The sequence below is a fragment of the Komagataeibacter europaeus LMG 18890 genome, from assembly GCF_000285295.1.
GTDB classification, from domain to species: Bacteria; Pseudomonadota; Alphaproteobacteria; order Acetobacterales; family Acetobacteraceae; genus Komagataeibacter; species Komagataeibacter europaeus.
Genome location: NZ_CADP01000017.1, coordinates 1 through 12,664, shown reverse-complemented (window position 1 = coordinate 12,664; position 12,664 = coordinate 1). Strand labels below are relative to the sequence as shown.

Sequence of the window (12,664 nt, the reverse complement as noted above, 5' to 3'; positions counted from 1 at the left end):
ACGGACCGACCACAAAAGATTCACCAAAACATAAAGAAGTTTCTGGTGACGCTTTTTTCAAAAACTTCGAAGAAAGCCGCCTTTTTGGAAAAAGGCGGCACCCAAAAAACCTTTATTCTGAAATCATTTCCAATGGTCTGTACCCTTGCAGCACGACAGGCCACTGCGCCGGGACAGACAGACAATAAAAAACGGGTGCAGCCGTAAAGGCTGCACCCGTTCACCATGCCGACCACGGTGCGGATGCCATGCGGCCTGCTGCCTACCTGCTGTCAGGCAGCGGCCTGCCCTGCCCGATTTCGCGCAGCGGCAGGCCCGCCATGAGACGCTGCTCGATCTTTTCCAGCGACATGTCGCGCGTTTCCGGGATGAACCGCCATGTCACCAGCACGAAAAACAGGTTGAACACGGCAAACAGCCAGAAGGTCGGCCCGTTACCCATCCATTGCAGCATCGACAGGAAGCTCGCCCCCACGATCATGTTGGCGATCCAGTTGGTCAGCGTGGAGATGGAAATACCAAGGTCACGTCCCTGCAGCGGCTGAACCTCCGAACACAGAACCCAGATCAGGGGACCGGCGGACATGGCAAAGCCGGAAATATAGATCAGCAGCATGAAGACCGAAATGATCTGTTCCGTCTGCCCCAGGTTGGGCCGGTTCAGCATGAAACCAAGGCAGCCCATGCCCACGGCCATGATGATGAAGCCGGTATACAGGATGGGCTTGCGCCCCCACCGGTCCACCAGACCAATGGCGATGAAGGTGGCCAGCATGTTCACCAGCCCCACCATGGCGGTGCACCACAGCTGCGCGGGGCCGACGTAACCGGCCAGCGCGAAGATCTTGGGGGCGTAGTACATCACCACGTTCACACCCGCGAGCTGCTGCATGACCTGCAGCGTCATGCCCAGGAAGATGGAGCGACGGAAATTACGGTTGTTGCGCAGCAGGCTCCAGCCGCGCTGCTTCTGCTGAAGCTGGCGGCTGATATTCTGGATTTCCTGCATGGCGGCGCTACGGTCGTCACGCAAATCCACCAGCACTTCCAGCGCTTCCTTGCGTCGGCCACGCATCATGAGCCAGCGCGGGCTGTAGGGCAGGAACAGCACACCGATCAGGAACAGCACGCCCGGCACGGCGGCAACGGCGAACATGCCGCGCCAGTTACCGGAATAGCTGAACATGGTGTTGCTGAGGAACGCGATGAAAATCCCCGCCGTAATCATGAGCTGATACGTCGAGATCATGGCGCCACGAGCCTGTTCGCTGGCGATTTCGGACAGGTAGAGGGGGGCGGTGAACGCCGCTACCCCGATCGCCAGCCCCATGATCAGCCGCCCCACGATCATGGACGGGATCGACCAGGCCAGCGCACAGGCCAGCGACCCGACCACAAACACCGCCGCCCCCACCAGCAGCGCATGCTTGCGCCCGATCTGGTGTGACATCCAGCCACCGCACAGGGAACCTACGGCCGCGCCGCCCATCATGGCGCTGACAATCCATTCCTGCTGCATCGTGCTGGCATGGAATGTCTGGGCCAACAGGTCCAGCGCACCGGATATGACTCCGATATCCAGCCCGGCCATAAGGCCGGCAAGCGCCGCAAGGCAGCCAATGATGAGATTACGCAGACGCGCCGTGTCAAATCCGTTAGCTGCAGGCTGTTTTTCCATTAAGGCCGGTCCTTTGATCTTTTTTTTGTTGCCGGTGATCAGATTATTCCTGCCGGTTAAGGCCGGTCAGTAGAAAGAACGATACACCATATTTTCGCGTCCGGTCAGGATCATGTTCCAGCAATTCATCCATTACAAATCGTTTTACCATAAAAACGACCGGAATTTCTGCTATATGCCCTGCCATATCGTCCGGTTCCATGACTTCCATCATATTTGCAAGCCATAGTGGCACCCCGGGGCGTTCCGTCAGCACCAGTGGCGCGCGCGGTGAAAACACGATGGTGCCCCGGGCCTGGATCGTTTCCAGATCCGCCTGCGTCGTTACATGGTACAGATATGCATCCGCCCCCTCCCCCGCCCGTAACTGGCGGACATCCACTCTGGCCAGGCCAATCGCCGCGATATCAAGGTAGGTCAGCACATGCCGTATGCCGGGCATGGGTACGGCAAACAGGTCGGGCTGGTCCGTAGCCGACGGGGCGGTCGGTGCATCGGTCGTGCGTCGCGGCGCCCTGCCGGGCTTCCGGCTGCGGGTGGGGGCGGCAAAGGGCAGTTCGGCCATACGGCCCTTTCGGCGTTGCACCATGTCCGTGCCCCATCCATGACGGGCCGTTACGGCCTGTTGTGGTCAATCCGGTCCTTCATGCGCATGCGGCGCACAGGCCCTCCGCCTCTATGGTGGTCTGGCGGACTGAAAAACCACGCGCCCGCGTGACCTTCAGCAGCGCCTTGAGGATATGGGGATCATCCAGTTCCGTCACACGCCCGCATTTACCACAGATCAGGAACTGCGCGGCATGGACATGCCCGTGACAGGCATGCCCGGATTCCAGCATGTGCCGGCAGCCGGCAAAGGCGGACAGGCGTTCGATCTTGTGGATCAGCCCCTGTTCCATAAGGAAGTCCAGCGCCCGGTATACCGTAGGCGGCGCCACGGGCCTGCCACGGGTCGCACGGATCTGTTCCAGCAGGTCATAGGCCCCCAGTGGCCGGTCCGCCGCCAGAACCAGCCCCAGCACCAGCCTGCGGATTTCCGTCAGCCTGACGGCGCGCGCCAGACATACAGCCGCCGCCTGATCAAGCAGGGTTTCCACCCCGGCGGGCAGACCGGTTACGGCCGTCTGTATCGTGCGGGCCACTTCTGGTGCTCCTGTGTCCGGTTACCGGCATGGTCTCCGCGCCCGATCTCAGCCCGGGCAGGGTCAGTCCGGCAGGTGATCCGCCCACATGGCCATAAGCGCCACGAAAAGGGCAAGGCCAGCATGTATCCAGATCAGTCCACGCAGCGTCAAGACAGGAACCCCGTCCGTGCGCATGCCTGCCCTGCCGGGTGTGTCGTCCATGCCGTTGCCTCCTTGCGCCTGTCGGTCCATCCGGTCCGTCATGGCGCAAAAGGCTGGATTTTTCCTTAACCCGGAACCAGCGGCCTATTTATCGTCATCATGGGGCAGCATGTGGTAGGTACGGTTGAAATAGATCAGCCCGCCACGCGGACTGCTGTTGCGCAGGCTTTCCACCGCGCCGAACATGACGCTGTGGGTGCCGACTTCCACAATGCGTTCGATCCGGCAGTCCAATGACAGCACGGCCTCATCCAGCACCGGCGCGCCGGTGGTCAGTGTGTCCCAGTGGCCGGAACGGAAGCGTTCCGCCTGTTCCAGCGGGCTTGCGAACACGCCGGATATGTCCTGCTGGTCGGCGGCAAGCACATTGATGCACATGGCCGCATCGACACGAAAACGCTCGCGCACCCGTGAATTGCGGTTCAGGCAGACCAGCACAGTTGGTGGCGTATCGGTGACCGAACAGACGGCGGATGCCGTAAAACCAGCCGGATCATCAAGTGTTCCGGTCGTGACAACGTTTACCGCCGCGCCAAGCCGCGCCATGGCGTTGCGAAAGGTGAGGGCGTCAATCCCCATGGTGCTTATGCCTCAGTAGCTGTTGCATGCCTGTGGTCCGCACGCAGCCGTGACGCCGGACGATAGCGGGGGTAGCGCATTCTGTACCGGTTGAACACAGCAAACAGCACAGGGAAGCACCATGGACACCGGACTGATCCATATTAACCATACCGGCCGGCTGGGACGCATCACGCTCAACCGGCCGACAGCACTCAATGCGCTGAACATGGACATGCTGGCATGCCTTGATACCTGCCTGCACGCATGGCGCGATGACCCCGCGATCGAAACCGTGCTGATCGACAGCGCAAGCCCGCGCGCCTTCTGCGCGGGGGGCGATATCCGCGCCATCCGCGACCGGCTGGAAACAGGGGGGCTGGAAGAGGGGGCCATGCCATTCCGGCGCAGCTACCGCCTTGCCTCCGTGCTGGCAGGATATCCCAAGCCGGTGGTCTCGTTCATGGATGGCATCGCCATGGGGGGCGGTATCGGGCTGGGCGGGCATGTCCGCTACAGGATCGTGACCGAACGCGCCATCCTGGCCATGCCGGAAACCGCCATTGCCCTGACGCCGGATGCAGGCGGGTCCTACCTGCTGTCGCGCGCGCCGGGGCTGAGCGGCCTGCGCCTTGCGCTGACGGGGGGACGGATGAACGCGACACAGGCCATCGACGCGGGCTTTGCCGACCGGATGGCCCCTTCCGGCACGCTGGACGCCATAAGGCATGCCCTGACCCACCTGCCCGCAGGACAGGTAATGGACAGCCTGCCACCGTGCCCCCCCATGGACAAAGGGCCGGATACGGCGGCCATTGCCCCTGTATACAATGCACCGGACATGCCCGAGCTGCTGCGCAGACTGCAGGCCCATCCGGCCGCATGGGCGCGCGATGACCTGACGGCCATGGGACGGGCGTGCCCGTTTTCACTATGCCTCACCCTGGCCGCCTGGCATGCCGCCCGCGACCTGCCGGATCTGGACCATGTGCTGGAGCAGGAATTCCAGCTGGTCTGCCACCTGCTGCAACGCCCGGATTTTACCGAGGGCGTACGCGCCCGCCTGATTGACAAGGATAATGCCCCGCACTGGATACCCGACCGCGTCGATGCCGTTCGCCCGCATGATATTGCGGCCTGCCTGCATGGCCATGCCTGTCAGCCCCTGGGTCTGGTAACCGCCAGTCCGGATCGGCAATAATTCATTATCACACGTAAAGTATATGCAAATGCCATTTTCCGACCATTACACACCCCTGACCCACCACAGCCGGCTGGGAGATGAATTCTATGACGTGGTGCAGGCCGCCACCTTCCCCGCCCATATCCTGCGCTACCGTAATGATGACGTGTCGCCCCGCATCGGTCTGGACACGCTGACCGATGCCGAATGGTTACGCCATTTCGGATATTTCGACCCCCTGCCCGGATCACTGCCGCAGCCACTGGCCCTGCGCTATCACGGGCATCAGTTCCGGTCGTACAACCCCGACCTTGGCGATGGGCGGGGCTTCCTGTTCGCGCAGCTTGAGGACAGCGTGGACGGCCGCGTGCTGGACATTGGCACCAAGGGCAGCGGCACCACGCCGTGGTCGCGCGGCGGCGATGGCCGCCTGACGCTGAAGGGGGGCATACGCGAAATCCTGGCCAGTGAACGGCTGGATGCGGCAGGCGTGCGTACCTCCCGCACGCTGAGCGTGGTGGAAACGGGTGAAAGCCTGCATCGCGGGGACGAACCGTCCCCCACGCGGTCATGCGTGCTGGCCCGCCTGAGCCATTCCCACATCCGCATCGGCACGTTCCAGCGCCTTGTCGCCAATGAAGACCGTGCAAGCCTGACCAGGCTGGTGGAATACGTGATCGAAACCTATTACCCCGACCTGGCTGGCGCCGCGGATCCTGCCGCCGCCCTGTATGACGCCGCCACGACCCGCATTGCCGAAATGACCGCGCAGTGGATGACCGCGGGCTTCGTGCATGGCGTGCTCAACACCGATAACATCAATATTACCGGCGAGAGTTTCGATTACGGCCCCTGGCGGTTCGTGCCCACGTTCAACCCGACCTTCACCGCCGCCTATTTCGATCATTCCGGCCTGTATGCCTATGGCCGCCAGCCCGAGGCGATGACGTGGAACGTGGCCCGTCTGGGGGAATGCCTGCTTTCCCTTTCCACGCTTGAGAAAATCCAAAGTATTTTTGATGACTTCTGGGAACGATATGAACGTTTTCTTGATATTTCAGTGCTTAATCGGCTTGGACTGAAGGAGATTTCAAGAAAATCCTCCACCGATCTGCGCGAATGTCTTTTTTCTTTCATGGATGAAAGCCAGATTGGATTTGAATTTCCATTTTTTGACTGGTATGGTGGCGAACAGAGCCAGAAACGTGCCATAACAGGACCGCGTGGAGACTTTTATACGCAGGACAGTTTCCGTCCCCTGCACGACCGGATCATGCAACATGAACCGGCACGGGGCGTCGACCTGTCACAGCCGTATTTCCACAATGGGGCCGCGTGCCTGATGTCTGTCGAGACGGTGGAAGCCATCTGGCAACCCATCGCGGCAACAGATGACTGGTGCCGCCTGCATGATGCCATGCGTCAGGTTGCCAGCATGAAAGCCGCCCTGCAGGTCCACCGCACCCGGAACGGTTGATGCCGCCCCGGGGAACCCGGCCGTTACGGACGAATTATAAGAAGAAGGAAGGAACAGGCACCCGCATGAATAACCAGACCCCACCCGCACAGCATCCCACGCCACAGGCAACGGAACCGTTGCCTGACATGTCCCAGATCGATATTTCCCCCAACGCGCGCAAGACCTTATGGCTCGCAGCCATCGTGGCCGCCTCTATGGTTACGATACCGGGATCGTCTCGGGCGCGCTGCTGCTGATCACGCGTGATTTCCACCTCAGCAGCTTCTACCAGGAAATGGTGGCCTCCGCCATTCTGGCGGGCGCCGTGATGGGTTCGCTGCTGACCGGGTGGATGTCCGAACATTACGGACGCCGCAAATCCATCATGATCGTCACGGCCATTTTCGTGCTGGGCGCGCTAGCCTGCGCCTTTTCGCCGGATGTGTACACGCTGATCCTATCGCGCGTGTTCCTGGGGCTGGCGGTTGGCGGGTCCACGCAGGTGGTGCCCATGTACATCTCGGAACTGGCGCCCGCGCACAAGCGCGGGCACATGGTCACGATGTTCAACATCGCCATCGGCATCGGCATCTTTGCCGCCAACATCATCGGTTTTGCCGCGCGTGACGCGTGGGGCTGGCGGCCGATGGTGGCCATTGCCGCCATTCCCGCCGCGGTCGTGTTCGTTTCCATGTTCTTCCTGCCCAAAAGCCCGCGCTGGGCGGCGGAACATGAAAGCCTGGATTCCGCGCTGGAACAGCTGCAGCGCATCCGCACTTCCGAACGCGATATCCGCCGCGAAATGCGCCGTATCCACGCCAATGCGAACGAGGAAACCGATCCACGCGACATCGGCTGGCGCGGCCTGCGCCAGCCGTGGGTGCGTCCGGCCCTGGTGGCCGCCCTTGGCGTCGCCTTCTTCACGCAGGCGGGTGGTCTGGAAATGATGATCTACTATGCCCCGACCTTCCTGTCGGATGCGGGGTTTGGCAGTTCATCCGCGTTGATGGCCAGCATTGGCATTTCGATCATCTACCTGGTCATGACCGTGCTGGGGTCGAACATCGTCGACCGCATCGGCCGCCGCAGGCTGGTGCTGGTCATGGGACCGGGCAGCGTGGTCAGCCTGATCGGGCTTGGCATCATGTTCCTGCTGCACCCGCAGCCGGGCAGCATGGGTAGCTGGCTGATCATTGTCTTCATGCTGCTGTTCATGGTGTTCAACGCCGGTGGCATCCAGGTCGTGGGCTGGCTGCTGGGGGCGGAGATGTTCCCGCTTTCCATGCGCGGCAACGCCACCAGCCTGCATTCCGCCATGCTGTGGGGCAGTGACCTGCTGGTGACCAGCACGGCGCTGACGCTGGTCACCAAGATTACGCTGGGTGGCACGATGTGGTTCTATGCCGGGGTGAACCTGCTGTCGGTCCTGTTCGTCTATTTCATGGTGCCCGAAACACGCGGGGCCTCGCTGGAGGATATCGAGGAAGCCCTGCGCGAGGGCCGCTTCCGCCCGACACGCGGCAATACCGCCATTGTCGAGGAAGAAGAATAATATCCGACGCCGCTGCATACGGTCGGCATCACTAAAAAACGGGCGTCCCCTGATCGGGACGCCCGTTTTGCGTCAGGTCTGAAGTGATAAAGGTTTTTTGGGTGCGGTCTTTTTTCCAAAAAGACGGCATTCCTTGAAGCTTTTTGAAAAAAGCTTCACCAAGAACTTCTTTTCCGTTCAAACAGTTTTTGCGGATTGCCGGGCCGTCAGATCCACATGCAGGGCAGGGGAGACAGGCAGCCTGAGCACCTGCTGGTAGAACGCCAGTTCGAGTTCCCATGCCCTGCGTATGGTGGCTTCCTGCCGGAAGCCGTGGCCCTCGCCTTCAAATTCATACAACGCACACGGCACCCCGCGCCCACGCAGCGCCGCGACCATCGATTCCGCCTGCGCTGGCGGCACCACCCGGTCATCCAGCCCCTGCAGGAACAGGACCGGCACCCTGATGTCAGCCACCTGGGTTATGGGGGAGCGGGCAAGATAGGTCGCCTCATCCGCAGGGTAGGGACCAACCAGCGTGTCCAGATAACGTGACTCAAATTTGTGCGTATCCTGCGCCAGCGCGCGCAGGTCGGTCACGCCATACAGGCTGGTGCCCGCCGCGAACAGATCCGAACGCGCCAGCGCCAGCAGCACCGTCAGGCCGCCTGCGCTACTGCCCCTTATGACAATGCGGGCCGGGTCAACCTGCCCGGTCGTGGCAAGGTAATGACATGCGGCGATGCAGTCATCCACATCCACCACGCCCCACTGCCGTTCCAGCCGCTGCCGGTAGGCGCGGCCAAACCCGGTTGAACCGCCATAATTGACATCAACCACGGCAAAGCCCCGGCTGGTCCACCATTGCACCTTGAATGAAAAGGCCGGATTGGCCCGGCCCGTAGGCCCGCCATGGGCGACAACGACCAGCGGCGGCTTTTCCCCCTCCGGCCCGTGATAACGGGCATTGGCGGGCGCATAGAAAAAGGCATGTCCCGTGCCCTCACCATCGGGCAGGGGGAAATGGATCGGGGCAGGGCGGGCGATATCATCCGTCGACAGCGGCAGTTCCGTCGCCCGGCGCAGGACCTGCGGCACCTGTCCCGGCTGGCCGCGGACCACGGCGGCCGCGTTATCGGGCGGCGCATCCAGCCATGCGAACCCGTCCCCTTCCACCGGGACCGGACAGCCGGAGGGATGACCAAGGTCGAGCGGCATCACCACCCCGTCACGGATGGAAACCATGCGGGTATCACCGTCGTTGATGACCATGGCAAGGATGCTGCCATCGTGCAGCGGCACGTAACTGCGCAGCCCGAACACCCAGTGCGGCTGACCGATTTCAGCTTCCATGGGGGCCAGCGCCACGGGAGAGGAGGACGTCGTATCGAACCGGTAGAGATTCCACCACCCGCTGCGATCGGACAGCGCCAGAAGCCGTCCCGCCGTGTCCCAGCACGGTTCAATGACCGATTCCGCCTGCCCATCGTCGCCCGCGGCACTCCACGGGGCGGCAAGGCGCGGTGGGTCATCACCTTCCTGCAGCAGGGTGGCGACACGCAGGCGGGTGGCATCCCATGGCATGGCCGGATGGTCCCATTCGATCCACGCCAGATACCGTCCATCGGGCGAGGGACGGGGAGATGACAGGAAATCCGGTCCCATGACCAGCGGCGTGCCACCGTTGAAGGCCGGGTCCACCGTTGCGGTGCAGTCCAGCACCACGATGGCGGCGGCAGGTTCCTCGTCTTGCGCGCGGTGGTCTTCACGCACGCAGAACAGGAAACGGCCGTCGGGGCTGAATGTCAGGTCGGCATACCACAGCCCCGCCCCGGTCGAAAGGCAGCGCGACTGCCCCCCTTCCACCAGCCACAGGCTGCCGTCGCGGCGGTTGCTGAACGCAATGATCCCCTGGCATACGGCATAGGCCCCGCCGCCATATTCATGCACCCGCGTGCCGACATCAAACGGGGCAGGGGTCACGTCGGCCACCTGTCCCGCGCGGGCACGGACCAGCACACGGCGCCCGCCCTCGGCCGGACGTCCCTCGATCCAGTAGATGTCACGCCCATCCACCCGCACATCCGACAGGGCAACCGTCTTTCCCGCCACAAGCGCCGCACTGACGGGTGAGGGCCATGTGCCATAGGGGCGTGTTCCGGTATCCGTCGTGCCGCTGGTGCCGGACTGGGTCATGTTCTTGCTCCTGCCATTTGTGCGTGCCAATGGTATCGGAATTGCACACACCGCGTTTTACGTTCTGTCGTCCGTAACCTACATACTCTTTTCATTTGTGACAGGTAGTCCGCTGCTTCAGCATCTTGAACATCTTTTCCAGCATTACGGCTATGGCGTGATTGGCGTTATTGTCATGCTGGAAAGCATGGGCATTCCCCTTCCGGCTGAAACCCTTGTCATTTCGGCCGCGATCTACTGCGCCACCACCCACCGGCTGGATATTGCATGGGTGGCGACAGCCGCCATCATCGGTGCCATCACGGGTGACAATCTTGGCTACCTGATCGGGCGCGGGCTTGGTTATCCGCTGCTGGAACGCCATGGGGCAAAGGTGGGGCTTACGCCACGACGCCTCCAGACCGGGCGTTTCCTGTTCCGGCGGTATGGGGGGATCATTGTCTGCGCGGGACGGTTCATTGCCATCCTGCGCGTATTCGTGGCCCTGCTGGCGGGGGCAAGCCGCATGCCGTGGTCCCGGTTTCTGATATATAATGCGATCGGCGGCATATTATGGGCTGGTGGATACGCCTATGCCGCCTATTACCTGGGCCACAGGATCATGCGCATTTCCGGGCCCGTGGGAATTGCAGTCGCAACCGGGGGCGGAATCATGATGGTATGCGCCATTATTTTCCTGCGGCGGCACGAAGCACGCCTGACGGCACAGGTGGAAGCCGAAGCCCGGAAGGAAATGTACCAATCCAGAGAACAGGCGGACACATGACCAGACACTGGACCATCAAACAGGCCCCCCGCATGGATGGCCACCTTGCCCTTGTCACCGGGGCGACCGGTGGCCTTGGCTACCAGACGGCGCTGGGCCTGGCTTCACGCGGGGCGCGGGTCATGCTTGCGGGGCGCAACCCCGACAAGGGACTGGCCGCCCTGACCCGGCTACAGCACGATGCGCCGGGGGCGGATGCCACCTTCCGGCTGCTGGATGTGGCAAGCCTTGATTCAATCGCGACATTTGCCCGTGAACTGGCGGCGGAAACCGACAGGCTAGACATTCTGGTCAACAATGCCGGTGTCATGGGCACGCCGCGTCGCCTGGAAACCCGCGACGGGTTCGAACTGCAGTTCGGCACCAATTTCCTTGGCCCCTTCGCCCTGACGGCGCGCCTGCGTCCCCTGCTGTGCGCCGCCCCGCAGGGCGGGCGCGTGGTCACGGTAGCCAGCCTTGCCGCGCTGACGGGCCAGATCATATTTGACGACCTGCAGGGCCGTCGCCGCTATGCCCCGTTCCGCGCCTACAGGCAAAGCAAGCTGGCGGACCTGATCCTGGCGCTGGAACTGGACCGGCAGGCCCGCACGCATGGCTGGCCGCTGCATTCCATCGCAGCCCATCCCGGCTGGGCCATGACCGACATCGCGGCCAGCCGCCTGAATACAAAGCAGGGCCTGCAGGAACGCCTGACCCGTTTTGGCGCGATCTGGGCCTTCCGCCTGATGGGACAGTCCGCCGCCCATGGTGCGCTGCCCATCGAATTCGCCGCCATGGCGCCGGAAGCCCGTGATGGCGGCTATTACGGACCCGGCGGCCGGGGCGAACGGCGGGGTCATGTGGCCGAAGCCTTCATTCCCCCCGCCGCGCGTGACCTGACCATCGCACGGCGGCTGTGGCAGGTGGCGGAACGGCTGACCGGCACATCGCTGTCATAGATGGAAATAATAAAAGTTTTCGGGCGCCGCCTTTTCCAAAAAGGCGGCGTTCCTAGTGTCCTGATCGAGAAGTTTATATGATTATCCTGATGGCAGGGGTAATCGAATGGGACGTGTAGCGGTTGCGATTGAACTGACGGCATTGGAGCGTCAGGAACTGGAATCTCTGGCAAGGGCGCGCAAGACGGGCCAGGCGCTTGCGCGGCGAGCCCGTATTGTCCTTGCCGCAGCCGATGGGCATGAGAACAAGGCGATCCGTGACCTGATGGGCGCGGACATCAACACGGTTGGCAAGTGGCGCCGGCGTTTTGCGACGGACCGTCTGGACGGGCTTTACGATGAACCCCGGCCGGGGACACCACGCTCGATCGGCGACGGGGAAATCGCGGAGACGATCCGCCGGACACTGGAAGAAACCCCGCGCGGTGCTACGCATTGGTCGCTGCGCTCGATGGCACAGGCCGTGGGATATGCACCGTCAACGATCCATCGCATCTGGAAAGCGTTCGGGTTACAGCCGCATCGAACAGAGACCTTCAAACTGTCGAACGACCCCCTCTTCGTGGAGAAGGTCCGCGACATCGTTGGTCTGTATATGGCACCGCCGGAGCGTGCGCTGGTACTGTGCGTGGATGAGAAGAGCCAGATCCAGGCGCTGGATCGCAGCCAGCCCATGCTCCCGATGCGGCCCGGCCAGGTCGAGCGGCGGACACATGACTATACCCGCCACGGTACGACCTCACTGTTCGCAGCTCTCGACATTGCCACCGGCACCATCATTGGAAAGTGTTATCCGAAGCACCGATCCACGGAATTCCGCAAATTCCTTGACCAGATCGAAACCAATGTGCCGACTGACCTCGATATCCATCTGGTGATGGATAACTATGCCACCCACAAGACGAAGCTGATCCGTGACTGGTTGGCCAGGCGCCCGCGCTGGCACGTTCATTTTACGCCGACCGGGGCCTCATGGATCAATCAGGTGGAGCGGTTTTTCGCTCTCGTC

At 62.2% G+C, this 12,664-nt stretch carries 12 protein-coding genes and 1 pseudogene; 7 read left to right on the top strand and 6 right to left on the bottom strand.

Annotated elements, in window-relative coordinates; translation table 11 throughout:
* The first annotated feature begins 45 nt into the window (after window positions 1–45).
* Complete coding sequence (locus tag GEU01_RS26735; RefSeq protein WP_232272451.1) at window positions 46–207, top strand: hypothetical protein; 162 nt, start codon at window positions 46–48, stop codon at window positions 205–207.
* Window positions 208–262: 55 nt separating this feature from the next.
* Here the strand turns inward: GEU01_RS26735 and GEU01_RS07735 are convergent, their stop codons facing one another.
* From GEU01_RS07735 to GEU01_RS07715, 5 genes are all read right to left on the bottom strand, one after another.
* On the bottom strand, window positions 263–1,678 hold the full coding sequence (locus GEU01_RS07735; protein WP_010508590.1) for a sugar porter family MFS transporter: 1,416 nt from the start codon (window positions 1,676–1,678) through the stop codon (window positions 263–265).
* 43 nt (window positions 1,679–1,721) lie between these two features.
* Window positions 1,722–2,243: a hypothetical protein gene (locus tag GEU01_RS07730; RefSeq protein ID WP_019085613.1), complete on the bottom strand. Its 522-nt coding sequence runs from the start codon at window positions 2,241–2,243 to the stop codon at window positions 1,722–1,724.
* A gap of 79 nt (window positions 2,244–2,322) precedes the next feature.
* Window positions 2,323–2,820, bottom strand: a complete 498-nt coding sequence (locus GEU01_RS07725; protein ID WP_019085612.1) for a transcriptional repressor — start codon at window positions 2,818–2,820, stop codon at window positions 2,323–2,325.
* A gap of 63 nt (window positions 2,821–2,883) precedes the next feature.
* A complete protein-coding gene (locus GEU01_RS07720) occupies window positions 2,884–3,024 on the bottom strand; it encodes a hypothetical protein (RefSeq protein WP_231289899.1) in 141 nt (46 codons plus the stop codon).
* Window positions 3,025–3,108: 84 nt separating this feature from the next.
* On the bottom strand, window positions 3,109–3,603 hold the full coding sequence (locus GEU01_RS07715; protein ID WP_019085611.1) for a flavin reductase: 495 nt from the start codon (window positions 3,601–3,603) through the stop codon (window positions 3,109–3,111).
* A gap of 121 nt (window positions 3,604–3,724) precedes the next feature.
* On the opposite strand from GEU01_RS07715, the gene GEU01_RS07710 reads away from it, so the two are divergent.
* The 3 genes and pseudogenes from GEU01_RS07710 to GEU01_RS22470 all read left to right on the top strand — a co-directional run bounded on the left by GEU01_RS07710 (window position 3,725) and on the right by GEU01_RS22470 (window position 7,776).
* On the top strand, window positions 3,725–4,783 hold the full coding sequence (locus GEU01_RS07710; RefSeq protein WP_019085610.1) for an enoyl-CoA hydratase/isomerase family protein: 1,059 nt from the start codon (window positions 3,725–3,727) through the stop codon (window positions 4,781–4,783).
* A gap of 28 nt (window positions 4,784–4,811) precedes the next feature.
* The gene (locus GEU01_RS07705; protein ID WP_026018581.1) at window positions 4,812–6,242 is read left to right on the top strand and encodes a protein adenylyltransferase SelO family protein; all 1,431 of its coding nucleotides are present in this window, start codon (window positions 4,812–4,814) and stop codon (window positions 6,240–6,242) included.
* Between the two features lie 65 nt (window positions 6,243–6,307).
* Window positions 6,308–7,776, top strand: a pseudogene (locus tag GEU01_RS22470) (sugar porter family MFS transporter).
* Window positions 7,777–7,953: 177 nt separating this feature from the next.
* Here GEU01_RS22470 and GEU01_RS07695 read toward each other — a convergent pair.
* Window positions 7,954–9,951: a S9 family peptidase gene (locus GEU01_RS07695; RefSeq protein WP_019085607.1), complete on the bottom strand. Its 1,998-nt coding sequence runs from the start codon at window positions 9,949–9,951 to the stop codon at window positions 7,954–7,956.
* On the opposite strand from GEU01_RS07695, the gene GEU01_RS07690 reads away from it, so the two are divergent.
* The 3 genes from GEU01_RS07690 to GEU01_RS07680 form a co-directional block, all read left to right on the top strand.
* A complete protein-coding gene (locus GEU01_RS07690) occupies window positions 9,950–10,717 on the top strand; it encodes a DedA family protein (RefSeq protein ID WP_019085606.1) in 768 nt (255 codons plus the stop codon). The genes GEU01_RS07695 and GEU01_RS07690 overlap by 2 nt on opposite strands.
* Window positions 10,714–11,655 carry an SDR family oxidoreductase gene (locus GEU01_RS07685; RefSeq protein WP_019085605.1) on the top strand — a complete coding sequence of 314 codons (942 nt, stop codon included), beginning with the start codon at window positions 10,714–10,716 and terminating at the stop codon, window positions 11,653–11,655. The genes GEU01_RS07690 and GEU01_RS07685 overlap by 4 nt, the downstream gene beginning before the upstream one ends.
* 106 nt (window positions 11,656–11,761) lie before the next feature.
* Window positions 11,762–12,664 (top strand): IS630 family transposase (locus GEU01_RS07680; protein WP_019085604.1); only part of this gene is annotated, 903 nt, incomplete at its 3' end.

Coding starts and splice junctions, on each gene's coding strand:
- GEU01_RS07695 (WP_019085607.1), bottom strand. CDS start 9,951: ATGACCCAGTCCGGCACCAGCGGCACGACGGATACCGGAACACGCCCC.
- GEU01_RS07705 (WP_026018581.1), top strand. CDS start 4,812: ATGCCATTTTCCGACCATTACACACCCCTGACCCACCACAGCCGGCTG.
- GEU01_RS07720 (WP_231289899.1), bottom strand. CDS start 3,024: ATGGACGACACACCCGGCAGGGCAGGCATGCGCACGGACGGGGTTCCT.
- GEU01_RS07735 (WP_010508590.1), bottom strand. CDS start 1,678: ATGGAAAAACAGCCTGCAGCTAACGGATTTGACACGGCGCGTCTGCGT.
- GEU01_RS07715 (WP_019085611.1), bottom strand. CDS start 3,603: ATGGGGATTGACGCCCTCACCTTTCGCAACGCCATGGCGCGGCTTGGC.
- GEU01_RS07710 (WP_019085610.1), top strand. CDS start 3,725: ATGGACACCGGACTGATCCATATTAACCATACCGGCCGGCTGGGACGC.
- GEU01_RS07690 (WP_019085606.1), top strand. CDS start 9,950: ATGTTCTTGCTCCTGCCATTTGTGCGTGCCAATGGTATCGGAATTGCA.
- GEU01_RS07730 (WP_019085613.1), bottom strand. CDS start 2,243: ATGGCCGAACTGCCCTTTGCCGCCCCCACCCGCAGCCGGAAGCCCGGC.
- GEU01_RS07685 (WP_019085605.1), top strand. CDS start 10,714: ATGACCAGACACTGGACCATCAAACAGGCCCCCCGCATGGATGGCCAC.